The organism is Paenibacillus sp. GM1FR (genome assembly GCF_002803315.1).
GTDB classification, from domain to species: domain Bacteria; phylum Bacillota; class Bacilli; order Paenibacillales; family Paenibacillaceae; genus Paenibacillus; species Paenibacillus amylolyticus.
Genome location: NZ_MKZL01000002.1, coordinates 106,721 through 126,550, shown reverse-complemented (window position 1 = coordinate 126,550; position 19,830 = coordinate 106,721). Strand labels below are relative to the sequence as shown.

13 protein-coding genes are annotated in these 19,830 nt (G+C 46.4%); 3 read left to right on the top strand and 10 right to left on the bottom strand.

Annotated elements, in window-relative coordinates; genetic code table 11:
* Nucleotides 1–6 precede the first annotated feature (6 nt).
* The 7 genes from PAEAM_RS01490 to PAEAM_RS01460 all read right to left on the bottom strand — a co-directional run bounded on the left by PAEAM_RS01490 (nucleotide 7) and on the right by PAEAM_RS01460 (nucleotide 10,791).
* Nucleotides 7–981 (bottom strand): ABC transporter permease, encoded by a 975-nt coding sequence (locus PAEAM_RS01490; RefSeq protein ID WP_036606005.1) that lies wholly within the window; start codon nucleotides 979–981, stop codon nucleotides 7–9.
* A gap of 135 nt (nucleotides 982–1,116) precedes the next feature.
* Nucleotides 1,117–2,790 (bottom strand): extracellular solute-binding protein, encoded by a 1,674-nt coding sequence (locus PAEAM_RS01485; protein ID WP_243391232.1) that lies wholly within the window; start codon nucleotides 2,788–2,790, stop codon nucleotides 1,117–1,119.
* Between the two features lie 175 nt (nucleotides 2,791–2,965).
* The gene (locus PAEAM_RS01480) at nucleotides 2,966–4,540 is read right to left on the bottom strand and encodes a response regulator (protein ID WP_100526369.1); all 1,575 of its coding nucleotides are present in this window, start codon (nucleotides 4,538–4,540) and stop codon (nucleotides 2,966–2,968) included.
* A gap of 11 nt (nucleotides 4,541–4,551) precedes the next feature.
* Nucleotides 4,552–6,354 carry a cache domain-containing sensor histidine kinase gene (locus PAEAM_RS01475; RefSeq protein ID WP_100526368.1) on the bottom strand — a complete coding sequence of 601 codons (1,803 nt, stop codon included), beginning with the start codon at nucleotides 6,352–6,354 and terminating at the stop codon, nucleotides 4,552–4,554.
* Between the two features lie 199 nt (nucleotides 6,355–6,553).
* The gene (locus PAEAM_RS01470) at nucleotides 6,554–7,402 is read right to left on the bottom strand and encodes a GNAT family N-acetyltransferase (protein ID WP_100526367.1); all 849 of its coding nucleotides are present in this window, start codon (nucleotides 7,400–7,402) and stop codon (nucleotides 6,554–6,556) included.
* A 175-nt stretch (nucleotides 7,403–7,577) separates the two neighbouring features.
* Nucleotides 7,578–9,758 carry a 1,3-beta-galactosyl-N-acetylhexosamine phosphorylase gene (gene gnpA / locus PAEAM_RS01465; protein ID WP_100526366.1) on the bottom strand — a complete coding sequence of 727 codons (2,181 nt, stop codon included), beginning with the start codon at nucleotides 9,756–9,758 and terminating at the stop codon, nucleotides 7,578–7,580.
* 13 nt (nucleotides 9,759–9,771) lie between these two features.
* Complete coding sequence (locus PAEAM_RS01460; protein WP_100526365.1) at nucleotides 9,772–10,791, bottom strand: glycoside hydrolase family 88/105 protein; 1,020 nt, start codon at nucleotides 10,789–10,791, stop codon at nucleotides 9,772–9,774.
* A 171-nt stretch (nucleotides 10,792–10,962) separates the two neighbouring features.
* On the opposite strand from PAEAM_RS01460, the gene PAEAM_RS01455 reads away from it, so the two are divergent.
* The 3 genes from PAEAM_RS01455 to PAEAM_RS01445 all read left to right on the top strand — a co-directional run bounded on the left by PAEAM_RS01455 (nucleotide 10,963) and on the right by PAEAM_RS01445 (nucleotide 16,280).
* Nucleotides 10,963–11,910, top strand: coding sequence for an AraC family transcriptional regulator (locus PAEAM_RS01455; RefSeq protein WP_100526364.1), 948 nt, complete (start codon nucleotides 10,963–10,965; stop codon nucleotides 11,908–11,910).
* Between the two features lie 120 nt (nucleotides 11,911–12,030).
* Nucleotides 12,031–15,162 carry an ATP-binding protein gene (locus tag PAEAM_RS01450; protein ID WP_100526363.1) on the top strand — a complete coding sequence of 1,044 codons (3,132 nt, stop codon included), beginning with the start codon at nucleotides 12,031–12,033 and terminating at the stop codon, nucleotides 15,160–15,162.
* The gene (locus PAEAM_RS01445; RefSeq protein WP_100526362.1) at nucleotides 15,159–16,280 is read left to right on the top strand and encodes a response regulator; all 1,122 of its coding nucleotides are present in this window, start codon (nucleotides 15,159–15,161) and stop codon (nucleotides 16,278–16,280) included. Before PAEAM_RS01450 ends, PAEAM_RS01445 begins: the two co-directional genes overlap by 4 nt.
* A 171-nt stretch (nucleotides 16,281–16,451) precedes the next feature.
* On the opposite strand, the gene PAEAM_RS01440 is transcribed toward PAEAM_RS01445, so the two are convergent.
* The 3 genes from PAEAM_RS01440 to PAEAM_RS01430 all read right to left on the bottom strand — a co-directional run bounded on the left by PAEAM_RS01440 (nucleotide 16,452) and on the right by PAEAM_RS01430 (nucleotide 19,785).
* Nucleotides 16,452–17,633 carry a DUF4317 domain-containing protein gene (locus PAEAM_RS01440; protein WP_036606014.1) on the bottom strand — a complete coding sequence of 394 codons (1,182 nt, stop codon included), beginning with the start codon at nucleotides 17,631–17,633 and terminating at the stop codon, nucleotides 16,452–16,454.
* Between the two features lie 363 nt (nucleotides 17,634–17,996).
* Complete coding sequence (locus tag PAEAM_RS01435; RefSeq protein ID WP_100526361.1) at nucleotides 17,997–19,169, bottom strand: ABC transporter permease; 1,173 nt, start codon at nucleotides 19,167–19,169, stop codon at nucleotides 17,997–17,999.
* Nucleotides 19,153–19,785: a biotin/lipoyl-containing protein gene (locus tag PAEAM_RS01430; protein WP_100526360.1), complete on the bottom strand. Its 633-nt coding sequence runs from the start codon at nucleotides 19,783–19,785 to the stop codon at nucleotides 19,153–19,155. The genes PAEAM_RS01435 and PAEAM_RS01430 overlap by 17 nt, the downstream gene beginning before the upstream one ends.
* Between the last annotated feature and the right edge of the window lie 45 nt (nucleotides 19,786–19,830).

The window sequence follows — 19,830 nt, the reverse complement described above, 5'->3', positions numbered from 1 at the left end:
CCCTTATCATATCAATCGCTCTTCACCAAGAGACTTGGCAATCCCGTTGGCGATAAATATGAGCACCAGACTGACCACACTTTTGAAAATGCCTGCTGCGGTGGCAAGTGAGTAGTTGCCGAGATTAATCCCGTATTTCAAAACAAAAATGTCGATCGTCTCGGATACATCCTGCACAAGTCCGTTCCCCAGCAAGTATTGAATCTCAAAACCTGCGTTCAGTACGTTACCAACGTTGATGATGAGCAGGATAATAATTGTTGGTTTGATGCTTGGAAGTGTGACATTGAACATTTTACGAAACCGTCCGGCTCCGTCGATGGAAGCTGCCTCGTACAAGCTCGGATTAATCGACGCCATGGCCGCCAGATAAATAATCGTGCCCCAGCCGATTTCCTTCCACATGCTGGACAGACCTACAATCCCCCAGAAGTACTTTGGTTCGGCAAAAAAATTGATCGGTGCATCAATCAGGCCCAATTTCGTCAACAGCACATTCACTATTCCTGTTTCCGTTGATAATACATTCGCAACAATACCTGTTACGATGATCCATGACAGGAAATGCGGAAGGTAGGAAACCGTCTGTACCACGCGTTTGAACAATACCATTCGCAGTTCATTCAATAAGAGCGCCAGACCAATCGAGCCGACAAATCCCAGAAACAGACTGATCAGGCTCATCGCCAGCGTATTGCGAATGACACGTAAAAATGTAGGGTCCGTGAATAACGTTCGAAAATGATCCACCCCAACCCAATCCTGCTCCATAAAACCAATGCCCGGTCTATAATTCTGAAACGCCATCAACCAGCCCCATAATGGTCCATACGCAAAAATAGCGATAAACGCAATAAACGGAAATGACATCCACATTAATTGTCGCTGACTTTTCATTCTGGACAGGTTGTACCCGATCCAGCTTGTTCCCGCTGGGATATGGCTGGTTTTTAACGAAGGCTGCAACTCCTTTTTGGCCATGTTTTTCTCTCCTTGCTTACGAGTTTATCTATATCACCCAGTCTGGGTGAATCGATTCCATTCCTATCCAATCTCCCAATCTAGCGTGTAAGAAAGGCTACGGGGTTCCCCATAGCCTTTCTGTGTGACAGGCCTTTATCCCCACAGTTCCATACGTCTGCGGACTTCTTCCGTCAGCGCATCTTCATACGCTTTAATATCTGCACTTTCCTTGAGCGTGGCTTGATATTCTTCCCAAGCCTTATCAAATTCGGCTGGTGAAGTCATAATCACTTTTGGCAGCCATTTGCGTTTTACATCGTCCATTTTCTGTCTGGCGATGCTCTCCGGTTTATTCGGTTCAAAATTATAGGTATAGATTGGGAACCACGGTTCATTTTCCTCCGCAGGCTCAAGGAAGTCGGTAAACTTCGTATATCCATAAGCCTTCAGCACTTTTTTGTCGATGTCATTCAATGTGGCAAGGTACTCCTCCGGCTGCTCCTTAGGGTCAAGGGCATTCTTCCCGTCAGCGGTCATGCCTTCATGATGCGGGAAATAGACCAACGGGCTTCCCGTGTTTGCCAGCACCCAGTCCGGATCTTTGGAATTCGCACGTTGCTCTTCATTCCTGGAGAACACACCTTTGTCATCGACTTGGTAATCCACGCCTTCCTGCCCCCAGGTTCTCAATACCTCCATCTCAGGGTCCAGCAAATCATTAATATATTGAAGTGCTCCCTCGATATCCTCGCAGCTTTTTGTAATGGCCAAGCCACCATTCACGTTAAGGATTGGATTGTTCTGATAACGCCCTTTAACATCCTCGGAGAGTGTAATGGACAACGGTACATAGGTTTTGTCATACAATTTTTGCTTCACGAGTGATGCCTCGGCATCAAGGAACTGCCATCCTTGATCCACCATGCCCAGCACACGTCCGGTTGAAATTTTGGAGATATATTGATCATAGTTTGCTGTAAAGGTTTCGTTATCGACCAAACCTTGATGATATACCTCATTGATCTTCTTGAAATATGCCTTCGCTTCCGGAATGGTATTATAGTTTTTGGCCGTCAGCGTTTCTTTATCAACGATGGCTGCGCCTTCGTTAGGATAACCAGCCATGAAGAGCGGAGGGTTCTCCAGTGCGAAATAACGCCAGTCATAGGAGATAATTTCAAATCCAATTGTGGGCTGACCATCAACGGTCGGGTGAGCTGCTTTATACCGTTCAATCAAGTCGAAGTATTGGTCAAGCGTTTTGATTGTCGGATAATTATCCCACTCCAGTACGGCCTTCTGAATCCAGAATGCTTCTCCGTCATGGGATACTTTCATCGACTTTTCTTGTATATTGCCGAATTGAGGAATGAAGTAGATATGTCCATCCGTCGTATTTTTCATCTTCTTCCAGTCTTCGCCCAGGTAATTTTTGATGTTTGGATATTTATCGATGTAATCCTCAAGAGGTACTAACGCTCCTGCTGCTACCAGTTGCTGAGTACCATCACTCCCATCGATAAAATCGGGATATTCGCCGCCTGCAATGAGTACACCAATCCGCTCTTTGGCTGTTTGGCCAGTAAGCCAGTCCATCGTGACTCTGGCGCCTGTTTTCTCCTCAATAGCCTTTAACACCCGATTATCGTCAGGCGCAATTTTTCCCGGTACGGCAAAAAATGCGGAAAATTGTTTCAATTCCCTTCCATCTGCTGTCTTTTCCCCTTTCGAGGACGATCCCGGTGTACATCCAGTGAGTGCGATGACCAGTATTAAAGCGAGCAGAGCACTATACTTGATTCTTTTTCTAACATCCTTTTTCATCATGACCCCTCCATCGATTATATTGACAGAAGCTTTTTGGAAAGCGCTTTCCAAAGGCTGACTTAAAATTATCATGCTTCCATGCCCCTCTCAACGGGATAAACTATAGATGGAATCCCACTAATTCCAGCATCTGCGAAAAAAAATATCCCGCCGCTCCTTCAAGGAGTGCAGGATGTTAATCAAGAGAGTACGCAGCATGGGCACTTTTACGATATTGTGCAGGAGTCTCCCCCATGAGTTTCTCGAACCGGCTAATAAAGTAATCGGAATCCCGATATCCCACCATTGTTGCGATTTCGTATACTCTTTGATCTGTTCTGCGCAACAGCCGGGCGGCTTCCTCAATACGCAATTGATTCAAATAATCACTGAAGCTGATCGAGAAATGCTTTTTAAAAATCTGACCCAGATATGCACTATTCATGTAAAACTGCTCCCCGAGCAATTTCAGGCTGATATTTTCTCTGTAATGCTCGTGAATGAAGGCCTCAATTTTGGCTAATACGCCCATCGCATTTGACTTTTGCTGCTCCTTCAGTTTCTCTGCGCACATGAGCGAGAATTCGCATAAATGATCAATGTTTTCCTCCATGGATAACATCGCGTAGTTCACCTTCAGAAAAGTCGATTCCATCAGCCCGGAATCTGGAGTAACCGCATCGTTATTCACGAGATCCAGCAAAGTGTATGCCAAATAATGCAAGTGGATGCGGACCATACCAGGCTCGATTCTCTCATCCAGAAAAAATTGAAAAATGGCCTTTGCATGACTGTATAACTCATCCGTCTGCTGTTCCTCAATAGACTTGACTAGCCCATCAAACAATTGTTTTTCGAACTGTCCCGGCCGATTAACAAATAAGGTCGTATCCATAAGTTCGAAGTAATAAATGGGCCTGCAAGTGGTGAAGAAACGTAAGCTTTTCATTATGCCGCAGGATTGATAAGACTCGTGCAGCGCCTCCAACTCATGTACTTCCTTCCCGACATAACAAGCAATAGCCGCCTCTTGACCATGGCTCAGATCGGCATGTAATCGGGTCAAATATTGCTCCAAGGTCACTGCCTCACGGTTCACCATCAGGTCCGTAACCATAAGCAGAACCGCATTTTTATCACCTGTGAAGGGCTTCAAAATTTGTCCCGGCAAGGGCTTGCCCACCCATGCCTCAACCCGAGCACACCAATCCGTTCCCTGTTCTGGACCGGCTTCCGCCTCAATCAGGATGCAACGCAGTATGCCGGCATCTTGATAGTGGGGCTGCAGACTCGTAACAGCATCCTCCTCAGCCACCCCAAGCAAGATTGACTGCATATGCTGAGCCATAATAATTCGATCTTTTTTTTGCTGATATCGCTTCTCTTCCGTCCGCGCATTAAATGCGACCCTGAACTCCTCAAGCACCTGAACCAGTTCGGTCTTCACAATAGGCTTGAGAATGTAGTCATCCACCTGGTATTTAATCGCCTGCTTGGCATATCCGAACTCATAGAATCCACTTAGAAGAATCAGCTTGATGTCACCGTTATATTGCTCGTACAAGGTTTTGGCAAGCTGCATTCCGTCCATTTCCGGCATCTTAATGTCGGAAATCACCAGATCGGGCTGCACAGCGCGTATGCACTCCAATGCCTGCATACCATTGGAGGCCTGACCGCAAATCTGAAATCCGTAAGACTCCCAATCAATTAACAATAGAAGTCCTTGGCGAATAAATGGCTCATCGTCCACAATCAGCACGTTGATCATATCCTCGCTCCTTATTCTTGAGATGCCTGCATAAGAGGAATTTGAATGCCAATCGTTGTTCCCTTCCCCTTTTCACTGAATATGTGCACCTGAACGAAATCATCAAAATACATCCGCAGCCGAATATATGCATTCATCATACCAATGCTGCTAAGCTCGCTCATCCGATCCATACTCGGGTCTTGCATCATTTTGCGGAGCGAGGCCAGCTTGTCCTGTTCCATACCGACTCCGGTATCTCGAATGGAAATGTACAGTTCATTACTTCGAATTTCGAATAATACCTCCACGACCCCATCATTCGAAGTCCCCTCAATGCCATGGATACAAGCATTCTCCACAAAGGTGAGAACGGTTAGCTTGGGTATCATCATGGCAGCAATGGATTCGTCTGTGATCCGGATTGCAAATTGCAACTTTTCACCAAAGCGATACTGCTGGATACTCAGATAACTCTCTACAAAATTGATTTCCTCTGCGATTGTAATCAGATCATCGCCCCAATTGATCGTCTGACGTAACAGCAGTGCCAGTTTATGAATGACATCGGAGGTTTCAAGCTCGTCCTTGATCAAACTCCGCATACGGATCGTTTCAAGCGTGTTGAACATGAAATGGGGATTCACCTGACTCTGAAGGGCTTTCAGCTCCGCCTGCTTTTTGGAGAGCTCAAGGGCTTGCCGCTCCACCTGGCCCTTAAACACAATCTCAATCAGGTTCTTGATCTTGATGACCATCATGTTATAACTATGGGTCAGGCTGCCGATCTCGTCTTTGCCCACAGGTCCCGATATCACCTCAAATTTCTCATGCTTCACTTGATCCAGGTGCTCTGCTATCCGATCAACTCTGATGACCAGTGATCTGGATATCAACCAAATTAGCAGTGTCGGCACCAACAGATTAAGAATGATTAGTAAAGTCAAATTAAGCTTGGAATTAACAATCTCCGACAGAACGTCCAATTTCTCCGTGCTGACGACAATCTGCCAATCCTCGGATACGACTGGAATCGATTGCATGGATTGAACAGGATCAATTGAACTGTTTGCAATCAGATTAAATGGCTTGCGCATCTGATTCATTTTTGAATCGTTCGAGAAAATGACCCTGCCATCCGAAACGACATACACCTTCCCATTGGCTCCCTCATTTTTAAGCGATTTGTTGATGAAAGCGTAGTCCAGATCAACCTTTAACACCTTTTCAACCTGCTGCTCCCCAAAGTAATCCAGCTTACGAATAATGCTTACTTTGCGTCCTCCCTGACTTTGCGACATCTCCGCCTGCTGTTTGTCAAAATACGAATAGATCATGATATGGTCGCTTGTGTTCATCAGCGCTTGATACCAATCACTTTTCTTCACCTCATCATCCAGCTTAATGAAGTTTCCTCCATTAACGAAGGTATCATTGCCAACATAAAACGTAATTTGATTCACCTGCTGGTAGCTGTAGTAGTACCTGACCAGATTGTTGTTGCTAAGCATATCATAGTAGGCAGAGTAATAGTCTTCCTGATCGCGATACTTGAACTCCATGAACCGGTTCAGCGTTCCATCGGTATAGAGAAAATTGGACACATACAAGCTATTGTCTATACTGTTCCGCAGGTTGAACTTGATCCTTTGCTGCATTTCATTGAATCGGCTATGCTCCTTCTCTTCAATGTTACCTTTGATGCTTTGGTAAAACACGGTATTTGTGACCAGGACCGGGACCAGCACACAAAAAATGAACAATATGTACAACTTGGTTTTGAGACTCCAATCATCCAGAAACTGAATACGCTTACAGTATTTCTTTCGGCTCATGTTATGTCTTTGTCTCCTCTAACCATGTCATATATCAACATTATTATAACGAGTACAGGATGGGTTGGATACTGCAATCCAGGATTTCCGGGAAGCCTTTAATCAACCTCCCGTTCAACTGGCCCAACAAGACAGACACTAACACCCCACATATTTTCGTATGAACCCGATCTGATCTTAAGTCGAAACGGGTATCTCGTTATAATTTCAAGAGCATTTCGTACTGGCCCACATGATATGCAAAACCTGATTTGACCAGGAGGAAATCTTCCATCGGTTTCAGATGAGACTCCACATTGAGGACACTGATTCTAGGAGATTCTGTGCGTTGGACCATCTCTGTCAGGATGCTGCTTGCAATACCTTTGCCCCGGTAATTTTGGTTCACTGCAAGCTGGGGAATATCACCTGTTTTTTGATCTATAATGCCATAACCAACAATGCTGTGATCCTGACGTGCTACCACATAGATAAAAGCCTCCGGTACAGCGTAGATGGAATCAATTGAATTTTGCCAGGAGGGCTCCACATCCCAAAATTCCTTAAACTGCTCTACATCGATTCTCTCCACACATTCCACCGTGCAGGTCGTTTGCGGTATGAATTGATCTTTTTGCAACTGGAAACATGAAAATTCCCTTTGAATTTTGAAGTTTTGTTTACTGTACAGCTGAACTGCAGATTCGTTGGATTGGATAACTTCCAGCAAATATTGCTCTACATTTTTTTCTTTTAACAGCTTTTGAATATTCAAGAGCAGATTGCTTGTAATGCCCTGCCGTCTGCAATCTTTTACAACGCCTGTCCCAAGGTCATATGCAGTTGCCTTTCCATTCCAGCTTCGAAGTCCATTGATAACAAATCCGACCATTCTCTCATCCTTAAAGGCTCCCATAGAGATTTCGGGGTGATAACCCCTTCGTTGGAGCATCTGTTGAAACTTCCAAAAAGGCAAATCCATTTTAACCTGGTAGTCGGAGAACGCATCCACAAACGCCTCGTGAAGTGTTGCCATGCTTATTTTGTCCAACAATTTATAACTGTACATTAGGGCACTCTCTCCTTTGAAAAGATGAAAACAATAAAATATTAGGGCTCAAGATCCCTATCCTTATTTAAATATTCTACTAAATAGTATTAACACTATACAGTAAGTTTCTTTTAACTAATAACTAAAATAGACCGCTCCCTGGTTAAGGAATACGGTCTATCGAGTCATTATTCTATGGGGATACCGATTTTGTTAAACCAATTTTGGTGATCACCGTATCATACGGCTCCAATTCCACGGTCTGTTTTCCATGCTCTGTATGGATCGTCGTGGACTGAACCTGATTGCTATTATTGATCACAACCAATATGTTGCTCTCGGGGTAGTAGGCGCACTCGGTATACAAGTTATCCGTGATGTACTTTGTTGCATGGAATTCATTGCCCCCAAATCGAATCAAATTCAGAAGTAGTCTTGTATTTTCCCAGCTGAATTCGAAGGAAGGAAGGTAGATCCCTTTTCCTTTTCCAAAAGCATGTGTGGACAGTGTGATTCGACCATCCGTTTCATTCACTACAGCTGCTGATCCATCAGTAAGATAAATGTTATTTTTCGGAAGTATGCTGGCCCCCTCAGGCACCAAACCATACTCATCATTAACCTCATACGACCATTTTCCATGAACAACCCTTGCACCTGTATCCTCATCCACTCCAAGCACATGCGCCATTCTAAAATAGCTGTCGTACCCATCCATTGCCGAAGGCTGGTTAATGCCAATAAAGGTACCACCCTCATACACCCATTGGGTCAATAAGTCCACAGACTTGTGGTCACTCCAATGCGCTCCACCGCTCCATGCTGAACCTGCAGAGCCGGCATTGATGACGACATCTACATCCTTCAATGCCCCCTGACAAATATCATCAAAATCAATAAACTGCACGTCAACAGGCAACCCGGCTAATGCCTCATTCACATGAATCAGATCATGCATATGCGTTTCATGAAAATGACCGGACAAGGTCCACGATCTTAACTTGCCCCAGCTATGCAGCACGGCTACCTTTGTCTTGATCTGATATGGTTTTCCCTCTTGATGCAGCTCTTTCATTTCCCTGAATTCATGGGCAATCTTCTCGATATAATCCACAAAGTCCGGGTAAGGCTCAACCAGATGCAAATATCCACCCAGTCCAATCCGGTCAATCGACTCACGCAGCAGCGCACGCCGGATATTAATCCAATATTTCTTGGCATCCAGGGTAGGGTCGCCTCCCTCTTTGAAGGTAGGAAGCCCGCCTAAGCCAACTGGGAACAGGTAGGGATGCAAGCGAATCTCATGGGTATCAGCCTTAACGCCTGAGCACATTCTTGCCTCATAACCGGAGAACACACATTTGATCATGCCGTCGAATCCAAACTCCTCAAAGCGGTCATTGTACGGCTCCATGCCCACCCAGCTGTCATCATAGAAGACATACGCCAGCTTGTCATGCTTGTGTACAATATCAATTAACTTTTTACCGAATTCAATCACAAAATCATTGATAAATGCCATCCAACCCAGTTTGCGCTGATTCGCAGGCATATGAGTGACCTGATATTTACCACCATTTACAAAGTCCTCGGCGGAGAGTGAGTACCCATATTTTTGAGCAAACAGATCCAGCGCTCTCGAACTTACCGTGAAATCGTATGAACCCCAATCCGAGAACAGATGGCGATTCCGCTCATCACTGCCCCAGATCCAGGCGAAGTTATAAAATAGGGACGTAAAACGTACAACCGTTGTTTCCGGGTGGTCTTGGCACCACTTTTCCATCCAATCCAGTAGATAGGTTTGGGTGTCTGTATAGATCGGGTCAATCTGCATCAGATGCTCTTTGTCCCAGTTATTCGTCGTATGGTTGTACATGGAAATCTCTTCCCATATCCGATAAACCATGAAACTCACGGTGTATTTATGCCAAGGAGCAACGCCGGTAATGACAACATTGCCAGATTCCCTTTCATAATTCCACTGTCCTCTAGGCACCTCTTCCCCAGTCGTTCGATCATAAACTTGCCAATACTTAAACGCTTCTTTCGAATCATTCACCCTGAATTGTTCAGCAAAGAAGTCCTCCATCAGATAGATGGATACATAATCTTGCACAGCAACCTTAGGATTCGTAATGAGAAAACATTGCTGCAGTTTATCCAGATTACGGGATGCCCACTCATTATGATCCCGAATAATGCAAATGGTTGAATAGATGCCGTATCCGGCATTGATAATCTCATCGGACAATTTTGTACCGTCACTGTCACGGATCACATCGGCACCCCAGCGGTTGGCAAGTTCAAGCGTCAGTGCTTCATAACCGGATTCTCCCGGTAGTGTAAAGGAGCCTTTGGTTAATTTGGACAATTGGGTTCCCTCCCTATCTCAACATATCGGACAGAAAAGCGAGTGCCAGGCCCTGACCCCAGCCCTGAATCCAGTCTTTTGGAATATTGCGATAGCCATCCCGATCCTTCATCACCGCGGTACCTCCAGATACACCAAGCACGCGTCCATCTTCGCTAATGTTGTTCAGGATGCCTTCCAGTGCCTTTTGCACGTATTTGGTATGCAGTGGATTGCCGTTGTTGATCATCGCTGCTGCAATACCCGCGGAAGCGGACACCTCTTCATACGATTCTTCGTCATCCAAAACCGTACGCCACAAGCCATTCTCGGTCTGTACCAGCTTGAGAGCCGCCAATTGATCACGAAGGGCACACTCTACATCCATACATTGCGGATACAAGTACCAGTCGTTCAATTGCGCTTTCACCTGAGACATGGTATAGGCTCCCCAAGCGTTCGCTCTGCCCCAATAAAATCCGGACATGTGGTCCTTGTTGATATTGTTATAACCGTGATACCACAGACTGCTGCTCGGATCTTGCAGGTATTTGATATGCCAGTAATACTGATTCAGCGCATCCTGGATCATGGCTTCATCTTTTAATTTGCTACCTACGCGAAGCAGGAAAAATGCCGCCATAAACAAGGTGTCCGCCCAAGCCTGTTCCGGAAAATCATTGGAAACCGATACCGTATGCTGAAGCACATTGTCTCCAAAGCGAAGTGCATGATTCTGGAGATAATCGACTTTGCTGAGGACAATATCCCAATATTTCTGATCCCCGGTTTCTTCATATAAAGTGATGAGCACATGGCCCATAGCACATGTATTTACCGTCCAACTTGGCAACCCCAGCTCGATATATTCGTCTGCCCATTTCACCAGCCTGTCCAGAATCTCTTGGTTGCCTGTCGTTTGATAGGCTCTGGATACACCATAATAAGCCACTCCACCGGGCCAATCCCATGTCAGATCCATATCCAGTGTTTTCTTGGTAACGTTCTCGATTACGTGCAGAATCTGTTCTCTGTCATATTTCACTTGAAGCATTGTTATTCCCCTCTCCCTGCGCACACGCCCCCAAGTGCACCCTGAGAGGTGTCCGTCCATTTTTGTAAACGCTTTACTTATTCCATTGTACGCAGTAAAATAGTCTCAATCTAAGCATATTCACAACAAAACTGTGCAATTTCAATCATTTATACATAGGAGTCCTCGAAAATGCCTAAACCGAAGAAACCTGTCATTGAATATCGTCACTATAGCCTGCCCATTGATTTTCCTGTCCTGTTACTCAGTGGAGACCGCTGGAGAATATCCGATATCAAGAGTGAGCATCTTCATTTCCATAACCACATGGAGATTGGCATCTGTTATTCCGATGGAGGAATCATGGAGATTAAGGGAGAATCTGTGCCTTTTCGAGCAGGCGATGTCACGTTCATTCCCCGCTATCTTCCGCATACCACGTACAGTTCACCTAATAACGCCAGCCTGTGGGCTTATATCTTTTTTTCACCGGAAGAACTCTTCCGCCATTCGCTCAAAGCAGCACAAACTCACATTGAACCGAATTTATGGGCGATTCAGGGGACCAATTGCATCCTGAATAAAGAACAACATCCCAAAATTCACATGCTCGCAACATCAGTAGTAGAAGAAATGAAGCAGCAGTCCCCCTACTATCGGGAGAGCGCGTACGGCTTGTTGATGTCTCTATATATCGAACTGCTTCGAATTCATGCGAGCAGCGAGCGCTTGTCATCTCAGGATCAGGAACGGGAACGAGACCTCCAAGGTAACTTGGTCATCTCACCCGTGCTGGAGTTTATCACCAAAAACTATATGATGCCTGTGACCATCGATTACCTCGCTGAACTGTGTCATCTGAGTACAACGCATTTTCGCCGCAAGTTCCATGAAATTATGGGAACCACACCGCTCGATTTTCTGAATAGTACCCGGGTCGAAGAGGCGTGCAAGCGATTAAAAAGCACGGAGGCCTCCGTTCTGTCCATCTCTGAGCAGGTCGGCTTCCGATCCATCTCCAGCTTTAACCGTTGCTTCGCCAAACTGATGGGAGAATCACCCAAAGCCTGGCGCAAAGGCGCTCATACAGAAGCACAGTCTGCAAAAGCGTCGATATTGGAATTCACGGGGTGGGTATGAGGAAATTTGTCGAAATGTGATTGCACCCCCCAGAGATATTCGCTACAATGCCGATAGAATACAAGAGATTTTGTCCGAAGCTACCAAAGGATTGAACAATCTCTAAAGGAGCAGCATTTCGTGTTATTAAAAATTTCAGGTGTTGTCCTGACTGTTGTACTCGCTATTACCGTACTGCTGCTGTCAACGATCAGAGAACCACAATCTGCTGCGCTTCATGCCCGTCAAGGTGTTCTGGACCTCTCGGCCTGGGACCCTGAACAAGACGAGCGGATCAAGCTGGACGGGGAGTGGGAATTTTACTGGGAGCGATTGCTTCCTGACGAATCTGCAACATCGAATCAGGCTGGTCCAACGAAAGCACCCGACACTTATGCAACCGTTCCCGGCTCCTGGAATCGACTTAAAGTGGATGGTGAACGACTGCCAACCCACGGCTTCGCCACGTATCGACTGGTGCTGCGTAATGCACCTGTTGAAGGAACACTGGCGATCAAAAAAATGAACATCCGTTTTGCCAGCGAAATCTACATCAATGGCAACAAGCTGCTGGAAGACGGGCATGCCGTGGCAAAATCCGCAGGTTACCGACCAGGCAACTCCCCCCAGATTGGCTTTTTCCCCTATCATGGCGGTGACATTGAGATTTTGATCCGGGTGGCTAATTACGATTACACGGACTCTGGCATTCCGGGGCCACTCTTTTTCGGCGAACAAGCAGCCATGCTGAAAAAACATCAAATCAGCACAGCCGTTGAATTCGGCACGCTTGCTGTATTGGCTACCATTTCGATCATATTCCTCATCAGTTACCTGGGGTCTGCACTCTACCGAAACAGGGACGACTCCCTGCTGCTGATTGGTCTAATCTGTCTGCTGTATGCACTCTATAACGGCATGATCAGCGAACGTGTGTTATCGATGGCGGGCACGGAAATCTCCTTTAGCACACTCTATAAATTAAAAGATTTCTGCTCTGTGGCATGTCTGGGTCTGTTAACCTTTTACTTCTACCGATTCAAAACAGGCATCCTGTCCGGTATGCTCACGGCGTTGATCCTGATCATCTTCGGAGCTTACTTATGTATGGTCACGCTCCTGCCTATTTCCATCTACGGGCTGGCTGCGCCTTACGTCGTCGTTATGTACACGTTGATGTTGCTCTGGTTGCTGTATCAATGTGCAAAACAGTTCCTAACCAGTGAGAAAGGCGAACGGCTGTCTACTTTTCTGTGGTACGCAGCTCTCTTAAGCATCATGCTGTATTGTCTGGACATTAATCTCTTCTCGATCTCGCTCAAGGAAAATATGAACATCGGGCAGGCTTCCATTGTCCTGTTCAGCATCCTGATGCTGTTTCTAGCGGTGCTTCGGTTCTTCGAGGCCTATCGTACGGTCCGCACTCTCAAAGATCAGTTGCTCTTGCTGGACAAGGTGAAGGACGACTTCCTGTCCAATACTTCGCATGAGCTCAAAACACCGCTGAACGCGATTGTTAACATCAGTGAAAGCCTGCTTAAAGGCGCAGAAGGTCCCCTTACCGATGAGCAAGCGCACAATCTGGCGATCGTGACGGGAAGTGGCAGACGATTAACCTATCTGGTCGATGAATTGCTGGATTATTCGAAAATGAAACATGGCGACATCCCGCTCCACCGGTCTTCGACCGATCTGTACTCGTTTGTCGAATCGGTCATGCGTATGCACTCCTTCCTGCTTGGCGCGAAAAAGGTGGAGCTTATCAACCGCATCCCGGCGCATTTCCCGCCGATCTATGCAGACGGCAATCGACTGATTCAGATTTTGCATAATCTGATCGGCAATGCCGTTAAGTTCACGGAACGTGGCACGGTAAGCATCAAAGCTGCGGTTGTGCAAGGCAAAGCGGAAATACGCATTGTGGATACCGGTCGTGGTATCGGTACGGACAAGCTGGAACATATCTTCCTGCCGTTCGAGCAGGAAGCGGATACGGGGCCAGTCGTTGCTGGAGGCACCGGTCTAGGACTAAGCATTACACGCAAGCTGGTCGAGCTGCATGGCGGAACCATTCATGCGGAATCAGCACCCGGCATGGGTGCTACGTTCATCCTGACCTTTCCGCTGGCAGAGAATAAAGGAGAGAAACGTTCCAACGTCATGCCACTTACCATCGCTCCTACAGGTCCTGGTAATCGGCTACTCCGGTTCGAAGAACCAACGATTGTACAAGGGAATAAAGACGAATGGATCATCGTTGTGGATGACGACTCAGCTAATTTGCAGACAATAGTGAATCTCTTGAAGCTGGAAGGTTACAGTTATGCGGTCACTTCACGCTCACCCTCGGTCCTGGAGCTACTGGACCAGCTTCCCGCCGTGCATCTCGTCATTGCTGATATCATGATGCCTGACATGTCGGGTTACGAATTGCTGGAACGGATCAGGGAGCGCTTCTCTCCTTCCGAGTTACCTGTACTCATGCTGACGGCGAGTAATAAAGCCCATCAATTGAAGCTGGCCTTGGAGAAAGGCGCCAATGATTTTGTATCCAAGCCGTTCGAATCGGAGGAACTGCTGGCACGGATCGGCGGTTTGACTCGGATGAAAACATCCGTGCAAGCTGCGCGAGATGCGGAAATATCTTTTTTGCGGTCTCAGATGAACCCACACTTTCTGTATAACGCCCTGAACGCCATTGCCGAATTGTGTGTGGATGCGCCGAATCGGGCAGAACAATTGATTTTGCAATTATCGAGTTACTTACGGCGGAGTGTGCACTTTAAACATCTGGACTCAAAAACTAGCCTGATGAACGAACTGGAGATGATCGAGGCATATGTAGCCATAGAGCAAGCCCGCTTTGGCTCAAGGTTGGAGGTCATTATCGATGTAGATGCGGACGTGAACCGGAATATGGACATTCCACCGCTCACGTTACAGCCCCTGATCGAAAACGCGATTCGGCATGGGCTGATGTCCAGCATTCGCGGTGGTCGGGTCATGTTGTCTATCCGCAATCTGAATGATACGGAAACACGGTTCACCATCGAGGACAACGGAATCGGCATAACCAAGCAACGGATGGACGAAATTCGGCAATCCACGGACGGCAGTAACGGCGTTGGACTATGGAATATTTCCAGCCGGTTGAACCTGCTGTATGGCAGACACCTTCAGATGGAAAGTCTGGACGGCGAGGGAACGCGGATTACATTTGATCTTCCAAATCAACGTCTAAGCACAGATGGGAACGGGGGTTATGAAACATGAAGATGAAAGTCATCATCGTGGACGATGAGGATTTGTCGCTGAAGCGACTGAATCGTATTTTGACAGAAAGTGGAGAAGTCGAGGTATCTCGTGCGTTTCATGACCCGGAGGAAGCCTGTGAATATGCGGCAGAGAATAGCTTCGATGCGGCATTTCTGGACATTACGATGCCTCGCATCTCGGGTATGCAACTCATTGGTGAACTGCGTAAACATCATCCTTCGCTTCCAATCGTGCTGGTGACCGGTTATGAGGAATATGCGGTGCAGGCCTTCGACAAAGAGGTCATCGATTACGTCATCAAGCCGGTCACGGCTGAGCGACTGAACCGCAGCATCAAACGGTTGCAGGAAAAGCTTCACAAGTCCGTGACAACACCTGAACCAGCGGTGCCTGGACCCAAACTGAACGTTCGTCTGTTCGGTGAATTCACCGTGTTCGGCGGAGCCGGAGCAGACAGTCCCATCAAGCTTAGAACGCCCAAGACGGAAGAATTGCTGGCATTCTTGCTGTATACCAAATCAACCACCCGCGATGCCTTGGCTGATACGTTGTGGAAGGACCTCAGTCCGCAGAAGGCCTGGACGAACATCAATTCCACACTGTACTACGTGCGGCGTGCCATCGGTGATAACAGTGACGTGCCGATCATTCTCAAGGACAGAAACGGTATCCGTATCGACCGGGAAGCGATTAACTGTGATCTGTACGAGTTCGAGACTTTGTTCCGGCAGATGCGTCAGGCCTCGGCACATCGCCCCGAGCTCTTCGAGCGGATGGATACGTTGTATACGGGTGAACTTCTGAAAGGAAGGCATTATGAGTGGGCTTTTGCGTGGTCCAGACAGCTGGAGCTGGATTTCATCCTGACGATGGAAACTGCGGCCCACTATCACGCGAAGGCAGGCGAGCCGTTACGGGCGCTGTATTATTTTGAACGTATCCTCCAGATTGATTCGATTCGGGAAGATATTCATCGCGAGATCATCCTGTTGTATCTGTCGCTTGGACGAAGAACCGAAGCACAGCGACAGTATCTGGTGCTGGAGGAATTGCTCAAAGAGGAGCTTGGCTCCAGTCCGGCAGCGGATATCAAACAACTGCTGCGACAGTCATGAAACAGCAAAAAAGCCCATGCATTGGCGATAATGAACTGCTCCCATCGTAGTCTTCTACGGTCTACTATGACAGGAGCAGTTCAGTGTTGCTTTTGGCTTGGGCTTTTTGCAATAAATGGACGTTTATTCGTCCATAACTGATGATTTTACATCATCATTGTCTAGAATCAATTACTCATTTATAAGTTTTTCTGTATTAAGGGTAAAGCCTTCAATCACAACATCTTCGTCCACTTCAATCATGATGCAACGTCTGCCTTGATAATTTACCTGCTTCACATATCTCAGGTCTTGCGGGCTAACCGAAATCGTAGCAACCTTGGTCTCAATCTTAATGGACTTGGACGTAAACTTCGGCATAACACTGGTTGCCTTCATCTCATAGTTCTTGTTATCAACGATGGTTTCGAAGGCACGTTCTACTTTCTCCGTTGTCAGATCCTCTATACCGCTTGCGGTCAGTACACGTTCCAGATCTTTATAATCCAGCTTTGGAGGTTCTTCCTCATGGGACTCTTCGTTAATCTCGATGACTCGGTTGATCTCCTCGTATACATGTGCAATGGTGGCTGAATCGAACTGTTCACCAGCCACTTCCTTGACGATATCTTCGAAGATCGCCCGTTCTTCCAGTGCGGTAACGGATCTTTCTCCATTCAATACATTTTCAACAAAATGCGGATCCGGGAAATTGGATTTCCCTGTACAATACAGTACACGATTCACATCGGAGTAGTTGTCCGTCACGCTAGGGTACAGGAACCCTTGCTCTGGCGTGCTTAATTTGATAATCGGATCGACAATAATGTTGTATTTGAATTCTCTCTCCACGTAATCAAACAAGAGTGTCTTCCGCTGTTTCTCCGTGGAATTCACGCTGCACAGAATGAACGGATGGGCGAACACCTCATTCTTCTCACTCTCTTCCGTAGCTTCATTTCTAGCCTTGGTTGGCAGATAATACTGTCCACGCACGAACGTAGCTACCATATCCCGCTCAAACTTCGTGTCCACCAACATTCGATCCACGAGCAGCAGCATCAGATCCTGCCATTCATCCGGATCACCTGTTACCAGAGCCTGGTGAAGCAATACCTGTGCCGGGTCCTCCGCCGCTTCCTGGAACTTCAACTCAAACAACTTCTGATCCAAATCGCCTGTCAGCAATTTTTTGAAATTGCCCATGTACAGCTCCTGCTTCTCTCTGTCCACCAGTTCGAACGGGTGACGCTCCCAGTGATAAACCTCATTCGTTTCCTTCGTAATATACACGTTGAGAATATCGTAAATATTCAGTAGATCGTGATCGAGTTTAAATTGCTTGCGTATATGCGCGACTTCTTTTTTATTCATGATTCGTTAGACAACTCCCACAATATATAATTTTATCTGCGTGCAGCTCTATATCCTAAAAGCCAGTGCTCCCTTGGAAGTTTTCATCTGAGCAGTAGGTCACAAATGGGCGCAGCTATGGAGTAGCTGGACCAAGCCGTTCTTGCTCTCCATTTCTGTACTCTCAGTGAGAAATTATATCATATAATGATGACGATTAATGAGAAACAATCTATGGTATTTCCCTCTTTATCACGATCCATTTTTGAATATGGAAAATAGCTCGCCGTATGGGAGCACGAATGAGATTTAAAAGAAAACAGAAAGACGCAACAGGAATGATTCCCGTGCGTCTTTTTTCGTTGTTTAACAATTCTTAAATAATTAATTACTGCTCGGCAATATATCCGTATTCAACAGGGGTGCTCTGCTGGAAGAAACTTTCCTTGTTTCCCGCAGAAACAGTAATCCCATAAACAAGGACACTCCGCCAATAATAATCAGCAATGCCCCCAACTCCTGACTGTAGGCTGTCAGCGCCCCGTCCCTAAACGCCATTCCACGAATCAGACGGTTAAGCCAGTTCATGGGTAATGCCCATGCGAACATTTGGAACGGTTCTGGGAACGCCAGCGGCGTTAATTGAATTCCCGTAGCCAAAAAGGAGGGATACAATACAAAACTGGTTCGTAGGCTTACTTTCGACATATCTTTGGCAGTGTATCCAATCAGCATACCCATGAGTGACAAGGCAAAAGCATAAACAACTAACGGAATGATAAAAAGATAAGCCTCTGCTTCAAACCGCATTCCCCCCACCTGCTTTAATAATCCATAGGATAGAAGTAGCGAAAGCGAACTCAACACAGTGTAAGGTACACTCCGAACCCATAGCTGGAAAGGTGACCTTCCGTTTACAAACAGTTTCCCTTCCTGACGAAGCCGGGGTACAATTGAGCCCGCTGCGCTTGTCGTAATCATCAATACTACGATATTTACAAATCCAAGCACCATAAAACCGACATAACTGGAGGTTGGATTAAACAGCATCCGTTGCTGAAGGGATAACGGTGACACGATTCCTTTAGCTGTCTCGGCATCCATCCCCTTTTGGATCAGACGTGTCATGGAAAGGGTCATATTCTCTGTCTGGATGATCTCCTGAATCGCAGTGCGAATACCGGTTAACCCCGAGGGCATCGTGTTATCCATCAAGATGCCGATATTTGTCGATTTCCCTTGTTGTTGACGCAATCCCAACTGATTGGGAAGCATAATGACCGCTACAGCCTGCTCGTTGGCAAGCAATGTTTCAGGACTCATTCGGCTCGCATATACGCTTTTGACGCTCATATATTGTGACGCATTTATCTTGGAGATCAATTGCCGTGAATATTCGCTATGATCCTCATCAATAACCACAACTGGTGATTTATTAAGTTGATTCTGCGAGAAGATTAATCCAAAAAATAGGGCTGCAATCATTGGCCCAATAAAAATTAGCCGTATATACTTACTGTCCGCGACGTACTTCCATTCGTCAATCAGTGATTTCATCAATTTTCACCTCTGCTGTCATCCCCGGAAGCAAATCGGTATTCGAATCCATCGATATTCGGACCAGAAACATACTTAAATCGGCTTGCCCTTTTTCCCGCGACATACGCAAGTTCGCAAACTGAGGAGCAGTTGAGATAGAAATAACGCTCCCCTTCACCTGCGTTGGCTGATCCAAATAAGGGAAATGAACATCAATGCTTTGATTCACTTCAAGCTGTTGAATTTCACTTTCCTGTATGTAAAGGTCGGTGTAATACGTATTCTTTTGCACAACTGCTAGCGGGACTCCTGCTTGGACTTGATCCCCCTTCTCTACATTAACTCGGTCAACCAATCCGTCATACGGTGCGAGTACCTCCTTATCTCCCTCCCCAGCTGATTTCACTTTGAAAAGTACCTCTCCCTCTTTCACAGAGTCACCTTCAGACGCACCCGCCTCTGCAATCGTCCCGGGACTATTCTGATAAAATAATGTCGTTTGCTCTGCCTCAAGTATGCCTTGTTTCCGGCTCTCGGCCTGACTTACAGCATCCTTTCCTTTAACAGCCAAAAGTGAACCTCCAACAATGAGCACCATCGCAATTCCGATATACAAACCTGCTTTTATCTTCATTCTTATATCTCTCCCATTCCCAATCCTCGTGTATGGTTAAATTTG

What these genes read in the sequence shown, in the direction of transcription:
- PAEAM_RS01445 (WP_100526362.1), top strand. Translation starts at nt 15,159, where the DNA reads ATGAAGATGAAAGTCATCATCGTGGACGATGAGGATTTGTCGCTGAAG.
- PAEAM_RS01475 (WP_100526368.1), bottom strand. Translation starts at nt 6,354, where the DNA reads ATGAGCCGAAAGAAATACTGTAAGCGTATTCAGTTTCTGGATGATTGG.
- PAEAM_RS01430 (WP_100526360.1), bottom strand. Translation starts at nt 19,785, where the DNA reads ATGAAGATAAAAGCAGGTTTGTATATCGGAATTGCGATGGTGCTCATT.
- PAEAM_RS01485 (WP_243391232.1), bottom strand. Translation starts at nt 2,790, where the DNA reads ATGATGAAAAAGGATGTTAGAAAAAGAATCAAGTATAGTGCTCTGCTC.
- PAEAM_RS01440 (WP_036606014.1), bottom strand. Translation starts at nt 17,633, where the DNA reads ATGAATAAAAAAGAAGTCGCGCATATACGCAAGCAATTTAAACTCGAT.
- PAEAM_RS01470 (WP_100526367.1), bottom strand. Translation starts at nt 7,402, where the DNA reads ATGTACAGTTATAAATTGTTGGACAAAATAAGCATGGCAACACTTCAC.
- PAEAM_RS01460 (WP_100526365.1), bottom strand. Translation starts at nt 10,791, where the DNA reads ATGCTTCAAGTGAAATATGACAGAGAACAGATTCTGCACGTAATCGAG.
- PAEAM_RS01435 (WP_100526361.1), bottom strand. Translation starts at nt 19,169, where the DNA reads ATGAAATCACTGATTGACGAATGGAAGTACGTCGCGGACAGTAAGTAT.
- PAEAM_RS01455 (WP_100526364.1), top strand. Translation starts at nt 10,963, where the DNA reads ATGCCTAAACCGAAGAAACCTGTCATTGAATATCGTCACTATAGCCTG.
- PAEAM_RS01490 (WP_036606005.1), bottom strand. Translation starts at nt 981, where the DNA reads ATGGCCAAAAAGGAGTTGCAGCCTTCGTTAAAAACCAGCCATATCCCA.
- PAEAM_RS01480 (WP_100526369.1), bottom strand. Translation starts at nt 4,540, where the DNA reads ATGATCAACGTGCTGATTGTGGACGATGAGCCATTTATTCGCCAAGGA.